The following is a 16765-nucleotide window of genomic DNA, read 5'->3' on the forward strand; positions in this document are numbered from 1 at the left end:
ACCGACGGGAACATCGACGACAGCACCGACGGGAACATCGACGACAGCACCGACGGGAACATCGACGACAGCACCGGCGGGAACATCGACGACAGCACCGACGGGAACATCGACGACAGCACCGGCGGGAACATCGACGACAGCACCGACGGGAACATCGACGACAGCACCGACGGGAACATCGACGACAGCACCGACGGGAACATCGACGACAACACCGACGGGAACATCGACGACAGCACCGACACCAACCCTCACTACTTCTAGCCTCGATCAGGTGACTGGCGGCCAGGTAACTGCTTCTAACATCGTCGATCCTCTGACTAACCCCGGCAGTTCAGTGGCGGCTCTGGTACAGGCCAGCAGCGCCGATATCTTGCTCGATCCTAATAGTGCAGGTGCCATGAGCTTTGTTAACCTCGACGAGTTGAAAGACTCGGTGAATTCGTTGATTGCATCATTTTTAGTAGAGAATGGTCTAGAGGAATTACTGTTAACTCCTCCAAATCCTCTAACTCCTCAGAATGCTAAGGCTGCGTGGTTTTAATGTTAAGTTGGGTTTCTAGTTCGAGACTCAGCAATTAACAGTTAAGTTGTTGAAACTGCACGTCAAATGATCTTTTGGCGTGCTTTTTGCTGTTTTGACACTTATAAGCAGCAGTTTCGATCACCCACACTGTCTTTAGTAGTAGGGCACGATCGGCAAAAAGAGCGATTCCCTAGTTCCAGAAAACCTTTATTTATGGAGGTAGAACGAAGAGGACTTTTTTATGACAACCGAACAGAAGATTAATCCGCCTCAACATCAAGAACAGCAACCCGGTATAGAATCGCAAATGACCCCGCAACCTCAGTCCTTCGCGGAGGGCTATCGCGGTAGCGACAAATTGCGGGACAAAGTAGCCTTAATTACCGGCGGAGACAGCGGTATCGGGCGTGCAGTGGCGATCGCCTTTGCCAAAGAAGGCGCTAACGTGGTCATCAGCTATCTTAACGAAGATGATGATGCCAAAAAAACCAAAGAGGCGATCGAACAACAAGGCCGGCGCTGTATTGCGATCGCCGGCGACATCGGCGACGAAAACCTCTGTCAAAACCTTGTAGAACAAACAGTTAAAGAATTTGGTAGCCTCGATATCCTCGTCAACAACGCCGCCGAACAGCATCCGCAAGAAAGCATTGAAGACATCACCGCCGAACAATTAGAGCGCACCTTCCGTACCAACATTTTCTCAATGTTTTACCTCACAAAAGCCGCTCTCAAACACCTCAAAGAGGGAAGTGCAATTATCAACACTACCTCTGTCACTGCCTACAAAGGCAATCAACAATTACTAGATTACTCCTCCACAAAAGGAGCAATTGTTGCCTTTACCCGCTCTTTGTCTCAAAGTTTAGCTGAGAAAGGAATTCGCGTCAACGGAGTCGCCCCCGGCCCGATTTGGACCCCTCTAATTCCTGCAACTTTTCCTGAAGAAAAAGTGGAGAAATTTGGTGCAGACACGGCATTGGGACGCGCCGGTCAACCCGATGAAGTTGCCCCCAGTTTCGTGTTTTTAGCTTCAAAAGATTCGTCTTACATGACTGGTCAAATTTTGCATCCCAACGGCGGATCTGTGATTAACGGATAGATTTGTCGCGAGTTGAGATATAAATAATCGCATTTTGTGGGGGCGACTTTCAGCCACAATCTCTGACTATAACTCACAATCTAAATAAACCCGCCCCCACAACCACGTTACCTAGGGCGGGTTTATTCATTTTTTTAGTTATATCAAATCCGGTAGCATCGTCGGGCGTAAAATCCAGTCAACACCTATGCCCACTTAGCTTCGCCGAAGGGTCACCAATCACGGACGGTGCAACCGAAATTGATACAATTAATCTGCCTTAATCTGTGTTGATATGCCCTCATCTGCGGCAAAAAAAAAGAATTGCTGAACCGCAGATGACAAGGGATTGACGCTGATTTACGCAGAGGTCGAGAATAGATAGATGAATAATTCCGATGCAGCAATCCTCGCATCATTTGTGAATTTCTTACTCCCTCCCCTTGGCAAGGGGAGGCTTGGGGTGAGGTAAAAAATTTACGACTGCTGCAAGGATTGCTATAACAGATTTGATATTAGTTTTTGAACATTGGTGAGTTTACACAAAACAGTAATCCCGCTACTCACGTAGCGGGATTGATAGGTTGCAGTTTAGCTAGTTTTGAGCTCAGCTAGAGCTACAATTAGCTCGCTGCGGAATTAGCTCATGTTAGCCATTTCTTGCTGCATCGTGCTTTTGGCTGCTTTGAATTGAGTAGCCATTTGTTCCATTTGTGCTTCGCTCAGGTGGCGGCGAATTTGAGGGAACATATCGTTTTCTTCTTCTTTGACGTGATCCTGAACCACTGTTTGGAGCTGTTTGATTTGGGCTTTGAAATCAGAAGAAGTGGGGTTGAGAGCCTTAATTTGGGCAAGCATCTGCTTCATTTGTGCTTGCTCGTCGAACAGTTCTTGAGTATTGCCGTAGTAGCTGCGAATTGCTGGGTAAACAATTTGTTCTTCGGCTTCGGCGTGAACGCTGAGGTCTTTGTAAAGTTGACCGAAGAATTCTTGCAGTTTTTGAGGATCGTCGGTGCTTGCGATTTCCATAAAGAGGGTATCGGTTTTGCGGTGATCCATTGAGATGATTTCGGTGATGTTCATCTCATCTTTGCTGCGGGTAACTGCACCGCCGATGATGCCGGTCATTGCTGCCATTGCATCTTGCACGCGAGCCCAAACGCCTTGGTCGGGGTCTTTGCCGGTCAGTTCGCGCACGCCCAAGATTTCCATAACTCCCTTGAGTTGCTCTTGGTGAGCGCGGTTTTCAAAGTTAACTGTGTTGAGGGGAGTAATGGCGGCTTCGATGTCAGCGCCGACTACTTGAGCAGCTTTGTGAATTAACAAACCGGCCATTGTTTGTTTGTGTTTGAGCAGTTCGTGCTGAGTGACTTTTTCAAACAATGTGAGTTCAGAACCTTCCATGAGTTTCTGAACTTCTTCAATCATTTTTGCGCTGCTTTCTTTGGGCTCGGCTTGAATGCCGTATTGCACGATCGTAGTTTCTAATACGCCCAAGTTTTTGCGATCGTCCTCAAGCATATGGCGGAAGCGATCAGCCAGTTCGGAGTCGTTACAGGAATTGATGAACAATTCCTCGTTGGCGATCAACAGGTTTTGCAGCGCTTTCATGTCTGCTAATTTAGTTGCGATCGCTTGGCGCTTGGTATCTTCTAAGGTAGCTACCATCTGTCGTTTCTCCTCTCAATGTCTTTAGTGTTCTTATATTTCTTAATTTATTGAAATATTCCGATAACATCCTCTTTCTCCCGACTGATTAATTAATATCCCGCGAAACCTATTGACTTTTGAGAAAAAAAATGGTAACTATTTGAGACTGCTTGAAAAAACAGCAAAAAACAAAAAATAACTGATGAGTAAGGATTAATGGCAGATGAGTAATGATTTCTGTATCAATTAATCCCGATCGCATACCTGTAAAGCGCTACCATAGTTGCAGCCAAAGTTAACTAAAGTTTAAGAATAACTAGCTTGTCTCAACTGCTCACTGCTTTAGAGTTCCCAGCCAATGTCTGGAAGCTCAACAACGGGTTAACGGTAATTCACCAGCGGATTTCGGCCACACCGGTGGTCGCCCTAGACGTGTGGGTGAGGGCTGGCGCTACGCTGGAGCCGGATTCTTGGTCGGGAATGGCTCATTTTCTAGAACACATGATATTTAAAGGGACGGATTCGATCGCCCCTGGAGAATTTGACCAGGTAATCGAAAATCGCGGCGGTGTCGCCAACGCAGCTACAAGTCACGACTACGCGCATTTTTTCGTCAACGCTGCGGCTGATTATTTAGCAGAAACAGCGCAGCCACTGGCAGAATTGCTGCTGCGGGCTTCGATTCCGGATCAGGAATTCGATCGGGAGCGAGATGTGGTGCTCGAAGAAATCCGTCAGGCTCAAGACAATCCCGATTGGCTGGGTTTCCAAGCCATGATGGAAACAGTTTACCAGCGGCATCCCTATAGGCGATCAGTATTGGGCACGGAAGAGCTGCTGATGTCGCGAACTCCCCACGAAATGCGCTGTTTCCACCGATCGCACTATCAGCCGGAAAATATGACGGTGGTGGTAGTCGGGGGAATTGATGAACAACAGGCCAGAGATATTACGGGGAAAGCTTTCGAGCAGTTTTCTGATCGGTGGGATTGTCCCCAATTAACCGCAGAGGCGGAACCGCCGGTGGTAGAAATTCGCCGTCAGGAACTCTGTCTCCCCCGATTGGAACAAGCGCGGCTGATGATGGCCTGGACGGGCCCGGGAGTTGAACAATTGCAAAGTGCTTGCGGCTTGGATTTGCTGTCGGTGTTGCTCGCACACGGGCGGACTTCGCGTTTAGTCAGGGAACTGCGGGAAGAATTACAATTAGTAGAGGCGATCGACAGCACTTTCTCGCTGCAACGGGAATCGAGTTTATTTACTATCAGTGCAGTCTTGGACGCGAAAGATATTGAACAGGTGGAATCTCGGATTTGCGATCGACTTTGGGAATTGCAGTCTGAGCCAGTTTCCGAGGTAGAATTGCTCCGCTGTAAGCGTTTGCTGTGCAACGATTTTGCTTTCTCGCTCGAAACGCCGGGACAGTTAGCCGGTCTTTACGGATATTACAATACGATCGCCACTGCGGAATTAGCGCTTAGCTATCCCACCAGGATTAAAGCATTTGGGCCCTTAGACCTCCAGCGCCTAGCTCAACAATATCTCTCTCCCCGACGCTATACAGCCGTGGTACTCAAACCAATCTAATTGGTAAACGGGTGAAAATACATATATTTTTGGTACCGGAGAGATGTTCGGCATTTGTCCGGGGTTCTTTGTGCTTGTGGCACACCCTACGCGATAGATGTTGTTACATTTAGATGTTGGGGGTCAGGCCCTGCCCGGTATGACATCCTACAAGATCCGCATGGAAAATAGAAAAATGGCAATCAAGTAATTACCAATTACCAATTACCAATTACCCATTACCCATTTTCAATTACCAATACTTCAGCTACTCTCAGTACAAGTTCCCAACTAAATTAACCATGAAAAATGAAATCCAGCGCACGGTTTTAGACAACGGTATTGTTGTCTTAGCAGCAGAAAATCCAGCAGCGGATATTATTGCAGCTAGGATATTCCTGCGGGCCGGCAGTCGCTACGTGCAGCCGGAACAAGCAGGATTGTGTCACTTGCTGTCGGCGGTAATGACTAAGGGAACCGATCGCCTGTCTTCGCTGGAAATTGCCGAGCGTGTAGAATCGGTGGGAGCGAGATTGAGCGCCGACTCTACTACAGACTATTTTTTAGTGAGTTTGAAGACGGTTTCTGCGGATTTTGAGGAGATTTTGGAGTTGGCGGCGCAATTGACGCGATCGCCGACTTTCCCGGAAGCTGAAGTCGAACTTGAACGCCGCATTGCTATATCGGCAATTCGATCGCAACAAGAACAGCCATTTGCGATCGCCTTCGAGCAATTGCGGCACGCGATGTACCAGGAACACCCCTATGCTTTCTCTCCCTTGGGTACGGAAGCTACTATGTCAAAGCTCACCAGAAACGAGCTCGAACAGTTCCACAAAACCTATTTCCGTCCCGATAATGTAGTTATTTCTGTAGCCGGCAGAATATCGACCGAAGATGCGATCGCCCTGATCGATCGAACTTTTGGATCCTGGAAAGCGCCTTTAACACCTTTACCAACTTTAACCGTCCCCCCTCTGTCACCTTCCCCTGAATCGGTCGTTACGGCGCAAGATACGCAGCAATCAGTGATTATGCTGGGCTACCTCGCACCCTCTGTCAAAAATCCCGACTATGCAGCGATTAAGTTGCTGAATACTTATTTGGGTAACGGTTTGTCGAGCCGATTGTTTGTGGAATTGCGCGAAAAGCGGGGCTTGGCTTACGACGTTTCCGCGCTCTACGCGACGCGCTTGGACACGGCTCAGTTTGTCGTGTACATGGGTACTGCGCCGGAAAATACGGCGACTGCTTTTGAAGGATTGCGCGCAGAAGTCGATCGACTCGCCAACACCGAACTAAGCGAGGAAGAATTGCAAGCTTGCAAGAATAAAATGCTCGGTCAATATGCTTTAGGAAAACAAACTAATTCGCAAATTGCCCAAGTTTTAGGCTGGTATGAAATTTTGGGATTGGGAATTCAATTTGACCAGCAATTTCAAGAAGAAATTGCACAGGTGACAGCTTCACAAGCGCGGGATGCTGCTAAGAAATATTTTGTAGAACCGTATATTTCTTTGGTGGGCCCGGAGGCGGCGATTACAGAGTTGGGTGTAGCGGCTGTTTGTTGAGTAGGAAATTGGCGATCGAACTTTTCAAAAGTTCGATCGGTTTAGCCAAGAAGCACGCATAGAGGCTGGTGTGATTCTCAGACACTTGCAGCAAGGTGAAGGTCTCGTAATGCCTCATTTATAGAGGACTAATGTTATGGGTATTTCCAAAAAGAAGCGTCTAGAAGATAAAGGCTGGAAGATTGGATCAGCCCCGGAAGTCTTAGAACTTTCACCAGAGGAATCGATCCTAATTGACATTAAGTTAGCCCTCAGTCTTAATCTCAAAGAACGTCGGCAAAGATTGATGACACAGGCAGAGTTAGCTGAGAAAATCAACTCCAGCCAACCTAGTATTGCCAAAGCTGAAAATGGCGACGATTCGGTTTCTATTGAACTGTTAATACGCGCCCTCCTGACAACAGGTGCAACGCCTCAAGATATAGGGCAAATTATTGCTCAGGTAGGAGAGAAAGACCGATAACTCCCCCACTATACTATGCACCACCACTTAAAACGCACGCCTCTGGTGAGTGCTGGGTTGTGTTATTGTTCTCTATATATTGGCGTAAAACGTTGTTAATTAAAGTTTTATACTGTTCTCCTTGAGCCTCAAACCACTGCTTCACATCTGGATCAAGCTGAACTAAGTTGTGGGAGCGATCGGCTGGAATACGTAAAGTCGCTCTTTCAAAAAATTCATCGGTTAGCGGTGGAATATCTGAGTAGTCGATATTCTCTTCTGACCTTGACTCTAAGGCTGCCCAGTTAGTACCAGAGGTCATGTTCAAATCGTTTCTGCTCATGACGGTTACTTCTTGGCGCTGAAATGATTCGGATTACATTGTTTTGAGGTTCTGTCCAGACTACTACCGCTATTCCAGAACCGAGAAAACCGATTCCCAACCAGCGATCTTTACCACAATCAAAACATCGTCTAGCTCAATCAGCATTTCACCATCAAACATCGCGGGAACATCGGCAAAATTAATCTGATGTTTACGGATGTTTTCAAGGTTTTTCGCTTCGTCTCACTCAAATTGCATGAAGGATTAGGGTATGCCAGATTAAACTATCTTCCTTTATTATCACGCTTTTGGCTGAACAGGTTTTATGCTGCACAGGAGATCGATGTTGGGATCTAAACTCGATCGCCCGCAAGCATTAAACACGGGAAAAAACCTAGTGAGACTTCAATTGAACCTTTTCTGTTCCCGATCGGTCTAAATTCAAGACAGACCCATCAGGTCTAATTTATATGTACTTAGTAAAGCACTTTCAGATTAAAAAAGAGCTGACTCCCTGGCTTAGCGGACTCCTGGCCGCTTCCCTGCTTGCAGGAGTCGGCTACACAGCTTACAGCCAACTCACAGTCAAATCCACCCGCGAAACCAGGCGCAAGGAAAAAACCGTTGCTGTCGAAAGGGTGAACCTGCCGATTACTATTTCGGCAAACGGCACAATAGTGCCCGAACGTTCCGTTAACGTCAGCCCCAAAACTTCAGGAATGCTCAAAAGTTTGCTTGTCAAGGAAGGAGATAAGGTTGAAAAAGGGCAGATTCTCGCCTACATGGACGACTCCAACCTCCAAGGGCAACTTACCCAAACTCGCGGACAACTCGCAGCGGCAGAAGCAAACCTGGAAAAATTGGTCAACGGCACTCGAACCCAGGACATTGCTGTGGCTAAGGCAGTGTTAGCAGAACAACAGGCAAGTCTGGAAAAATTGCTCAACGGCAATCGAACCCAGGATATTGCTGTAGCTGAGGCAGCGTTAGCTGAACAACAGGCAACGTTGCAAAAATTGCTCAACGGCAATCGAAGCCAAGATATTGCCGTAGCCGAGGCACAACTAGCTGAACAACAGGCAAATTTACAAAAATTGCTTAAGGGCAATCGCCCTGAAGACATCGCCCAAGCAATTGCCAAACTCAGAGATGCCGAATACGGTCAAAACCAAGCAGAGGAAGACTTTCAGAGAAATCAGGAACTCTATAATGCCGGAGCCATTGCTTTGCAAATTGTGAACAACTCCCGCACCGCGCGCGATCGAGGTCAAACGCAAGTCAGGCAAGCCGAACAAGCTGTAGCTTTGCTGCAAGCGGGTACTCGTCCCGAAGAAATCGCTTCGGCGCGGGCTGCTGTGGAGCAAAAACGGCAAGCTTTGACCCTGGCGCGATCGGGCGCACGCCCGGAAGACATCGCAGCAGGGCGGGCTGCTGTGGAGCAAAAACGGCAAGCTTTGGCCCTGACGCGATCGGGCGCACGCCCGGAAGACATCGCTGCGGGGCAGGCCGCCGTCGAGCAAAAACAGCAAGCTTTGGCGCTGCTAGAAGCTGGTTCTCGCCCCGAAGACATCGCCCAAGCCCGCGCTCAAGTTCTAGCCGCTAGAGGCAGCCTGCAAAGCGTTCAAGCGCTGATCGACGACACTGTGCTGCGGGCTCCTTTCACCGGCACTGTCACCCGCAAGTACGCCGATCCGGGCGCTTTTGTGACTCCCACGACTGCAGGTAGTGCGGTTTCTTCGGCGACTTCTTCTTCGATTTTGTCCTTAGCTTCCAAAAATCAATTAGTAGCAAACGTAGCAGAGACTAATATTTCTCAGATTAAGATCGGCCAGGCTGCGTCTATTCAAGCCGATGCTTTTACCGGAAAGACTTTTACAGGTAAAATCACTCAAATTTCGCCTCAGTCGATCGTCCAGCAAAATGTAACAAGTTTTGAGGTAAAAGCGGCAATTATTAATGATGATAAACAAATGCTGCGATCGGGCATGAATGTGAATGTGGAGTTTAAGGCTGGTGAGCTCAAAAATGTTTTGGTAGTCCCGACTGCGGCAATTGTCCGCCAACAAAGGGAAACGGGGGTTTTTGTTGCGGGTGGAGAAGAGGGTAAACCTGCTTTTATGCCGATTAAGACTGGTATGACGGTGGATGACAAGACGGAAGTGCGATCGGGTTTGAAAGGAAATGAAAAAGTGCTGCTTAGTTTACCCCCCGGATTGCGGCCTCGATCCCAAAATCCATCGTCGGGCGGGATTCCGGGTTTGCAACCGGGTGGTGGAACGCGGTTGCGTTAGGGTTTTGATTTTTTTATTGAACCGCGAAGGCGCGAAGGGCGCGAAGGAGGAAAAGGAAGAAGGAATAAGGAATAAGGTTTTAATTGCCTATGCTTTTCGGCTCACTGCCCAATACCCAATGCCTAATCAATAATAACATGAAATTACAGACTCGCCCCCGCACCAACAAAATCTCTAACGTTCAAATCGCGTTCATGGCGACAGAGGCGCTGTGGAATAATAAGCTGCGTACCAGTTTAACTATGCTGGGCGTAATTATTGGGATATCTTCGGTAATTGCCATTACTTCGGTGGGACAGGGAGTACAAAAATCAACTGAAGAACAGTTAAAGGCTTTGGGTACAAATGTGCTGTTGGTTTTATCCGGCGCTTCGCGATCGGGCGGTGTCAGTCAGGGAAGCGGTTCTGCTACTACTCTTACTTGGGATGACGCTAGGGCGATCGGCAAACAAGCTCCTGCTGTCAAGGCAATTTCGGCTTATTTGCAGCGCCAAGTGCAAGTCGTTTACGGCGGACAAAACTCATTTACTGCTATTTTGGGAACGGATTTAAACTATCCAGATGTGAAGAACATTCAGCCCCAAGAAGGACGGTTTTTTAACGAGGATGAATTGAATGCTGCTGAGCCAGTAGTTGTCCTCGGTTCTAAGGTGCGGGACGAACTTTTTGGAGCCGGAGCTAATCCGCTATCCTCCGATATTCGCATTCAGGGAAACCGCTACAAGGTCATTGGAGTGATGGAAAGCAAGGGGTCTGTAGGGGGAACCGATCAGGACGATCGAGTGTATATTCCCCTCAAAAATATGTCTTCGCGGATTGTGGGGAGAAATTCTTTAGCGGGGATTGCGATCTCGGGTTTTTGGTTGGAAACTGCCGGCGAAGCGGATTTAGCGGATGCTCAATTTCAAGTGGAAAATATCATGCGCTTGCGCCACAATATTTATCCGCCACAACCGGATGATTTTCGAGTTGTAAATCAAGCTGAAATCGTTAATACTTTTAGCAATGTGATAGGTTTATTTACGGTTATGATCGGAGCGATCGCCGGAATTTCTTTGGTGGTTGGCGGCATCGGTATTGCTAATATTATGTTGGTGTCTGTTGTGGAACGCACTAAGGAAATCGGGATTCGCAAAGCGGTAGGCGCTACTAATGCAGCAATTCTCATTCAATTCATGGCGGAATCTATTTTAGTTTCCACGGTGGGGGGTACAGCGGGTATTGGCTTGGGAATTGTGATCGCCTTTGGGGCCTCGACAGCGTTCAAATTTCCGTTTGTGGTTTCTGTATGGTCGATCGCAGCGGGTTTTGGGCTGTCTTTTACCGTGGGGTTGTTAGCTGGAGTATTGCCGGCTCGGAATGCCGCTCGCTTAGATCCGATCGCAGCCTTGCGGAATGATTGAAAAGCGTAAGGTAGTGTATCATCAATCTACCAATCCGCTTCTGCTCTAGTCAAATAACTCTATGGCTCCCCCTTCGCCATCTCCCTGTCCGTTTTCTGCACCCTCTATGCTGAAAAAGCGCGATTGCTTTGTGGGGCGCAAAGATGAACTAAAATTTATTCAATCTCAGATGACAGGCCCACAGCCAACCAGCGTTAATATTGTGGGGCCACATAAAATTGGCAAGTCATCCCTACTTTGGCGTTTTTATCAAATTTGTCGCAATCATCGTCAATACGCTTCCAGCCGTTATGCTGTCATTTATTTATCATTTCAAGATGGTGAATGCCAAACTGAAAATACTTTCTATCAAAGAGTTGCTGAAGAGTTGAGGAAAGCGCCAGTTATTCAAGCTAAGCCAAGTTTAGTTACAGCTTTTTCCGCTTCCAATTGGGAGCGCAGTACCTTTGCTAAAGCCATTAGACTTTGTGAGGCAGAGACAATATTACCAGTGTTATGTATAGATATAGTTATTTCAAATAAAAATGAGACACTAAGTTGCACAATAAGCGCGAATAATCTCATCAAGAGATGTGGCAGAATGCGAATACATTATAGCTCTCTTTAATGCACTAAAATCATGCTCAATATCATTTAAGTCAGGAGAGTATTTTGGTAAAAAAAGTATCTGATGGCCTGCTTCCTCCACCAGCAGTCTAATTGCTGTCTTACGATGAATCGGTGCATTATCCATGATTAATATTGATGGTATTGTTAAAGATGGCAATAAATATAAAGCTAACCACCCTTCAAAACTTTCTGCATTCAAGCTCCCTGTAAAGACCATAGGTGCAATCAAGTCCTTGTTTCCTTTTCTTCTTCCTGCTACTAAATTTTCTCTCTTTCCGCGTTTTCCTTGTCTATCCCCATATACTTTTTTTCCTTTTTTTGACCACGCATAAACACAAGCATGAAACTCTTCAAACCCTGACTCATCAATAAATACAAGGCTTTTACTCCCATGAGCTTTAATTAAATTTCTCAGTGTTTGGTAGTATTGTATTCTTTCTTCTCTATTCCTTTCTCTATAACGATATTCTTTTTTTTTCTCGTAATTTTCATTTTCTTTAAGGCATAGCATATGGCACTCGCTCTCACCCCGAATTTCCTTGCTCTTTCTATTAATCTTGCTTCGGGATTTTCTTCTACATCTTTTCTGAGCGCTTCCCAGTCTATCTTTCGCTCACGGTGTTCTACCTTAGTGGCTCGAAGGTCTTCCCTCCCTAGCCATCTGTATATTGTTGCTCTTCCTACTTTAAACAGGGCGGCGGCTTTAGTTATACCCCCTCCATTTTCCACATAATCCACTACTCTTTTTCTTAAATCTAGACTGTATGCCATTTTTCGGCTCCGAGTTAACAATTTTTCTTGATTTTACATCATCTTGCATTTGTCTCAGATTTATTTGAAATGACTATAAATTTGAAGCGCTGTTTCAGGATAGTTATCGCGAAAAATTTGATGAAGGATTTTATGACAATCTTCATTCCTTAATCAACAATAGCGCCCTGATGTTGGTATTAGCCTCTCTAGAAACTCTTGATTCCTACCGCACCAAACATAAACTGACCTCTTCTTTTTTCAACGTCGGTTCAGTGTGGCCATTGGAAAAGTTTTCAGAAGCCGAAGCTCAAAAATTGGTCGAGTTGCCTAAAGGAACAATAGCAGGTGCTATACCAGCTTTAACTGAAACAAATCAGCGTCTAGCTTTGGAGTGGGGAGAACGGCATCCTGTGCGTTTGCAATTAGCCGGAAGATATCTCTGGGAAGCGCAACAATATCGTAAAGATGTGAAGTGGGCAAAGCAGCAGTTTCAATCCCAAGCAGGGGCAGTTTTACAATGGCCAACTCCACCCAAGCGCCCTCAGAAATTGGGGCAGTGGCTGCGCTGGCTAGTCTTGGATGTGCCAATTTGGGTTGGCAATTTAACTAAACGTTTCGGGCTGAAAGTGGATGACATCTTTGCTTGGGTAATGGGTCTGAGTCTGATCGTTGTGGCGATGATGTGTCTAACAGGTATGATTCCTGGAAATTATTTTTCTGATTTGTTCAAAAAATTTTTGTGTGGCAGTTTGAGTCCGGTGTTAGGCAAGTGGTGTGATGGTTAGTATCAATATGAATTGGAATTATCTAGCTGAATGCCTTCGCCTTCTCTACTGGATTTACTTTAAACCTTTTACTTTGGCGGAGTGGCTGCGGGAAATTCACCCCGATTTGAAATCTGATACTAATCCTTTTAGTATGCGGGCGGAGTTTAGCGGGAATCCTAAGTTGCCGCGGTATGCGGGACAAGTTTGGCTTTTGATGGTAGTCATTCCTTTAATAGCTGTACTGCTAGTTGGAATTATTTATTCGCTGGTAGTCGAGCCATTTAATTGGTTGAGAAGCAGTCTTATTTTGATGGGATGGTTATTGGCAAACCGGATAATACGGGGTACTAATAGTAGTTTGCAAATCGGATTGATACTAATGGTTATGTCGATGTTGTTTAGTTTTACCCTTGCGATAATTACCGAGCAGCTATTCATGCCTGAAATACAGAGATTGATTTTACAACCTTCATTTTTTTCTGTGCTGTTGGGTTTGATGTACGGTATGTGTTTTGGTATGGGACCTAGTGTAGCGTTCGGTACGGTCTTCGATGTGGCGTTCGGTGTGGCGTTAGGTGTGGCGTCTGGTGTGGCATCTGGCGTAGCGGGTGTGACATCTTCTGGTGTAGCGTTTGGTGTGGCTGCGATCTGGGGTGTGACCTGGGGTACGACCTTGGGTGTGGGGTGGCGTGTGCCATTGGATGCAGGGTTGCGAGCGCTCGTTGGGGCATCCTTTGTGCCATTCGGCGTGACGTTGAGTTTCTTGAATTTGGCATCTGTTACGGCTATTATGACTGTCGGTGTAGTCTACGGTGTAATTTCGATTCTCGGCGTTTTGCGAGTTTATTTCTGGATTCCAGAATTACTGTGGATGTTTTTCTTGTTGCGTTTCGTGCCAGAGGGAGACGAGGCAAAATGGCTGCGGTGTCTCCCACCGTACTTCGACCAACTCATTCACTTACCGATGCCTTTGATAGATTCGTTTATCGTCAAAGCTTATCAGCAAAACCCAGTCGCAGCCCAACAAACCATCAATTATCTCATTAACTCAACTAACCAACAGAAAGTAGCATTAAAGGCAATGGTGGGAATTGCCATTGATACCCTCAACTGCTGTCAGAACTCTCAAGATATCGTTGCCATTACCGAACAACTTGCCTGGATACCCTCACCACCGCCAGCCGAAATCGGTTCCGTACTACCTGAATTTTTGGAGATCAGCCAAGATGTTTGCGCTGCCAAAAATGCTAGTTCTGCCTACCTTCAATCCGAAATGCTGGCAACACCTTTGACTAAACTCAATCGTTTGCGAAAAAGTCTGGTTTTAGGCAAAAATGCAGCTTTAGCAACTAGCTTTGCCAGCATTGTACAGCGGTGGTTGAGTATCTTAGAAACATCCCGACAAACTCTAGAGGAAGCAGCTTTAGATTCAGCAGAAATCCCGCAAGTTTATGTCGCTGGGCCAGCCCTCAACCCAGAAAATTCTAGCAGTCGCTTCAAAGGGCGTTTGGACGTATTTCGAGAAATCGAGTCTTTGGCTCGTTCCTCTCAACCACCTGTATTGTTGCTGTATGGAGGTCGTCGCACCGGAAAAACCTCCGCCCTCAAGTTTTTACCTAAAAAAGTTGGCTCAGAATTAGTGCCGTTGTCGATCGACTTTCAGGGTGCAGCCGCGGCAACAACCTTGAGCGGTTTAGCCGAGTTTATCGCTGATGAAATTGTGGAACCGGCGCGGCGCAACCGCAATTTGCAATTACCCGCCATTGACAGAGAATCGCTAAAGAGTGATCCGTTTATGGCTCTCCAAAAATGGTTTGTGCAAATTGAAAAATTTGCGCCCGGAAAGCGATTTTTGTTGTGTATGGATGAGTTTGAGCGGTTGGAAGAAGTAGTCGAACATACGGGAAGTCGAGCGCCCCTGAACTTTTTGCGCTACATTTTGCAGCACCGCGCTAATTGGATTTTGCTATTCAGCGGTTCCCATACTTTGGACGAACTAAATCCTTATTGGAACGATTATTTGATTAATACACAATCTTTACGGATGACGTATTTGCAGGAAGCAGAGGCGCGGGATTTAATTCAGCATCCTATTGATAATTTTCCTGACATTTATACAGAGGGCGCGATTGATGAAATTATTTACTTAACGCGGTGTCAACCTTATTATGTACAACTGATGTGTCGCGTACTTGTCGATCGCCTGAATGCAATAAACAGAGAAAAGAGCAGGTTAAATCAGGAAAAACAAACGCAATTAGCACAAGGGGACGTGAAGGCTGCGATTCTCAAAAGTTTGGAACAAGGGGGGGCTGCATTTCGAGAACGCTATCAAGAATTAACGGAATCAGAACGAGAGTTTTTGCATAAATTAATCAAAGAACCAGTTTTAGCGGTAGCAGAAAGTCGTTCATGGCAGAGACTTGTGGAGAAAGAAGTGCTGGAGGTGACTGAAAAAGGTTATCGTTTTCAAGTACCGCTATTCCAGAAGTTTGTAGAGATTCAAAGTCGGCAATAAGTAGGTAGGCGGTAAAAAACCTATCTATGTAACAAAACATTAAGTTACCTAATTGGAGTTAAACTTAAGACGTTGTGTAGTGTAATTTCCCCTTTGTCCTCTAACTTCTACTCCATGAATTACGGCGTAGGCGAGTTCTAACTCATCATCAAACATTTGTCCTGCCAATTCATCTTTTTTAATGTGTTGCCACTCCAATTCAATGGGGTTCATTTCCCAACAATACTTGGGCAAAAAGAAGATATATAAACCTTGATTTTCCCAACGCGGCCATAATTCTTGGACTTCTTTGCATCGGTGTATTGGGCCGTTGTCTTGTACGATTACTCTCCGTCGTCCAATCTCAGCAGCTTCCTGGGCTTCTCGTTCCATCATTTTGATATAAGCTTTTCGATCAACACCCCCAATGATTAAACCGTAAACAAAACTGATTCCCTGTTGAAGAAGTCCGACAATACTTAGTCTGCGACCACGCCGTTTCGTTTGTTCCAACCGTTTTTGCTCACCTATTTGGTAATAAGTATAACCAGGTTCACTCCACGCACAAAATCCTGATTCATCTAAATATTTTAAGTCAATTCCTCCCGCCGCTGCCTCTAATTGCAACATATCTAAGTCGGATTGCTTCGTTTCTTGTACTATGAGGTCTTGTTTTCCTTTATGACTTTTTCTAAGCGAATTTCCAAATAAACCTTTTTTTTTAGTATCCGTCTTAATCGGTCGGCACTTAGTTTAACAGAACGTTCTTTTTCTAATTTCTGGACTAATTGAAGACTGTTATATGTACGTGGTTCGTTTTTGAGGCATTCTTTTAAAAACTCTATATCTGACTCTTTCCACTTGGGTTTTGCCCCTCGACCAGGCGATTCCCAAAGCCCTTCCATGCCTAGATGCGACCATTTATGTAAAACCTCTCTCACTGTTTGTGGAGTCCAGTTAAAATGAGCAGCTATTTTTTCAACGTACCAGCCATGTGCATTTAATCTAATTACTTCTGCTCTATCTTTGACTTTTTGTGGAACATCCGCAATTCTCAGTTCTAATAGAGTTTTGTCTTGTTGTTGAGTCAGGAATACCCTTAATCTAGCGCCCATATATTGAGTTACCTCAGTAGATGTATTCTCTTTCTTTACTTATTTTAACATACTTCGGTTTTTTTGCGCCGACCTACTTAAGTGACCGCATTGATGATTCGGCGATTGAAATGCTTTTACATTTACAAGATATCAGCTTATACTAAAGCCAGCAAGTTATTGTGTC

At 45.9% G+C, this 16765-nt stretch carries 10 protein-coding genes and 4 pseudogenes; 9 read left to right on the top strand and 5 right to left on the bottom strand.

Annotation, left to right across the window (positions count from 1 at the left end; genetic code table 11):
- Nucleotides 1-770 precede the first annotated feature (770 nt).
- Nucleotides 771-1631, top strand: a complete 861-nt coding sequence (locus D0A34_19460) for an NAD(P)-dependent oxidoreductase (GenBank protein UNU20763.1) — start codon at nucleotides 771-773, stop codon at nucleotides 1629-1631.
- A gap of 618 nt (nucleotides 1632-2249) precedes the next feature.
- Here D0A34_19460 and D0A34_19465 read toward each other — a convergent pair.
- The gene (locus D0A34_19465) at nucleotides 2250-3278 is read right to left on the bottom strand and encodes a DNA nickase (GenBank protein UNU20764.1); all 1029 of its coding nucleotides are present in this window, start codon (nucleotides 3276-3278) and stop codon (nucleotides 2250-2252) included.
- A gap of 303 nt (nucleotides 3279-3581) precedes the next feature.
- On the opposite strand from D0A34_19465, the gene D0A34_19470 reads away from it, so the two are divergent.
- The 4 genes and pseudogenes from D0A34_19470 to D0A34_19485 all read left to right on the top strand — a co-directional run bounded on the left by D0A34_19470 (nucleotide 3582) and on the right by D0A34_19485 (nucleotide 6860).
- Nucleotides 3582-4847 carry an insulinase family protein gene (locus D0A34_19470; protein UNU20765.1) on the top strand — a complete coding sequence of 422 codons (1266 nt, stop codon included), beginning with the start codon at nucleotides 3582-3584 and terminating at the stop codon, nucleotides 4845-4847.
- Between the two features lie 281 nt (nucleotides 4848-5128).
- Entirely contained in the window at nucleotides 5129-6397 is a 1269-nt protein-coding gene (locus D0A34_19475; protein ID UNU20766.1) for an insulinase family protein, read from the top strand.
- Between the two features lie 7 nt (nucleotides 6398-6404).
- Nucleotides 6405-6515, top strand: a pseudogene (locus D0A34_19480) (type II toxin-antitoxin system RelE/ParE family toxin).
- 18 nt (nucleotides 6516-6533) lie between these two features.
- Nucleotides 6534-6860: an XRE family transcriptional regulator gene (locus D0A34_19485; protein UNU20767.1), complete on the top strand. Its 327-nt coding sequence runs from the start codon at nucleotides 6534-6536 to the stop codon at nucleotides 6858-6860.
- Nucleotides 6861-6873: 13 nt separating this feature from the next.
- On the opposite strand, the gene D0A34_19490 is transcribed toward D0A34_19485, so the two are convergent.
- Together D0A34_19490 and D0A34_19495 are read right to left on the bottom strand one after the other, a co-directional pair.
- A complete protein-coding gene (locus tag D0A34_19490) occupies nucleotides 6874-7182 on the bottom strand; it encodes a hypothetical protein (protein UNU20768.1) in 309 nt (102 codons plus the stop codon).
- Nucleotides 7145-7422, bottom strand: a pseudogene (locus D0A34_19495) (BrnT family toxin). Before D0A34_19495 ends, D0A34_19490 begins: the two are co-directional and overlap by 38 nt.
- Nucleotides 7423-7634: 212 nt before the next feature.
- On the opposite strand from D0A34_19495, the gene D0A34_19500 reads away from it, so the two are divergent.
- Together D0A34_19500 and D0A34_19505 are read left to right on the top strand one after the other, a co-directional pair.
- Nucleotides 7635-9455 carry an efflux RND transporter periplasmic adaptor subunit gene (locus tag D0A34_19500; GenBank protein UNU20769.1) on the top strand — a complete coding sequence of 607 codons (1821 nt, stop codon included), beginning with the start codon at nucleotides 7635-7637 and terminating at the stop codon, nucleotides 9453-9455.
- Nucleotides 9456-9592: 137 nt separating this feature from the next.
- Complete coding sequence (locus tag D0A34_19505) at nucleotides 9593-10858, top strand: ABC transporter substrate-binding protein (GenBank protein UNU20770.1); 1266 nt, start codon at nucleotides 9593-9595, stop codon at nucleotides 10856-10858.
- A 532-nt stretch (nucleotides 10859-11390) separates the two neighbouring features.
- Here the strand turns inward: D0A34_19505 and D0A34_19510 are convergent.
- Nucleotides 11391-12238, bottom strand: a pseudogene (locus D0A34_19510) (IS630 family transposase).
- 170 nt (nucleotides 12239-12408) lie between these two features.
- On the opposite strand from D0A34_19510, the gene D0A34_19515 reads away from it, so the two are divergent.
- Both D0A34_19515 and D0A34_19520 read left to right on the top strand, forming a co-directional pair.
- Nucleotides 12409-13005, top strand: coding sequence for a hypothetical protein (locus tag D0A34_19515; protein ID UNU20771.1), 597 nt, complete (start codon nucleotides 12409-12411; stop codon nucleotides 13003-13005).
- A complete protein-coding gene (locus D0A34_19520) occupies nucleotides 12998-15505 on the top strand; it encodes an AAA family ATPase (GenBank protein ID UNU20772.1) in 2508 nt (835 codons plus the stop codon). Before D0A34_19515 ends, D0A34_19520 begins: the two co-directional genes overlap by 8 nt.
- A 48-nt stretch (nucleotides 15506-15553) precedes the next feature.
- On the opposite strand, the pseudogene D0A34_19525 reads toward D0A34_19520, so the two are convergent.
- Nucleotides 15554-16599: pseudogene (locus tag D0A34_19525) on the bottom strand (IS630 family transposase).
- Nucleotides 16600-16765 lie beyond the last annotated feature (166 nt).

It is taken from the genome of Microcoleus vaginatus PCC 9802, assembly GCA_022701275.1.
GTDB classification, from domain to species: domain Bacteria; phylum Cyanobacteriota; class Cyanobacteriia; order Cyanobacteriales; family Microcoleaceae; genus Microcoleus; species Microcoleus vaginatus_A.

Coding starts and splice junctions, on each gene's coding strand:
- D0A34_19460 (UNU20763.1), top strand. CDS start 771: ATGACAACCGAACAGAAGATTAATCCGCCTCAACATCAAGAACAGCAA.
- D0A34_19465 (UNU20764.1), bottom strand. CDS start 3,278: ATGGTAGCTACCTTAGAAGATACCAAGCGCCAAGCGATCGCAACTAAA.
- D0A34_19475 (UNU20766.1), top strand. CDS start 5,129: ATGAAAAATGAAATCCAGCGCACGGTTTTAGACAACGGTATTGTTGTC.
- D0A34_19485 (UNU20767.1), top strand. CDS start 6,534: ATGGGTATTTCCAAAAAGAAGCGTCTAGAAGATAAAGGCTGGAAGATT.
- D0A34_19490 (UNU20768.1), bottom strand. CDS start 7,182: ATGAGCAGAAACGATTTGAACATGACCTCTGGTACTAACTGGGCAGCC.
- D0A34_19500 (UNU20769.1), top strand. CDS start 7,635: ATGTACTTAGTAAAGCACTTTCAGATTAAAAAAGAGCTGACTCCCTGG.
- D0A34_19505 (UNU20770.1), top strand. CDS start 9,593: ATGAAATTACAGACTCGCCCCCGCACCAACAAAATCTCTAACGTTCAA.
- D0A34_19515 (UNU20771.1), top strand. CDS start 12,409: ATGTTGGTATTAGCCTCTCTAGAAACTCTTGATTCCTACCGCACCAAA.
- D0A34_19520 (UNU20772.1), top strand. CDS start 12,998: ATGGTTAGTATCAATATGAATTGGAATTATCTAGCTGAATGCCTTCGC.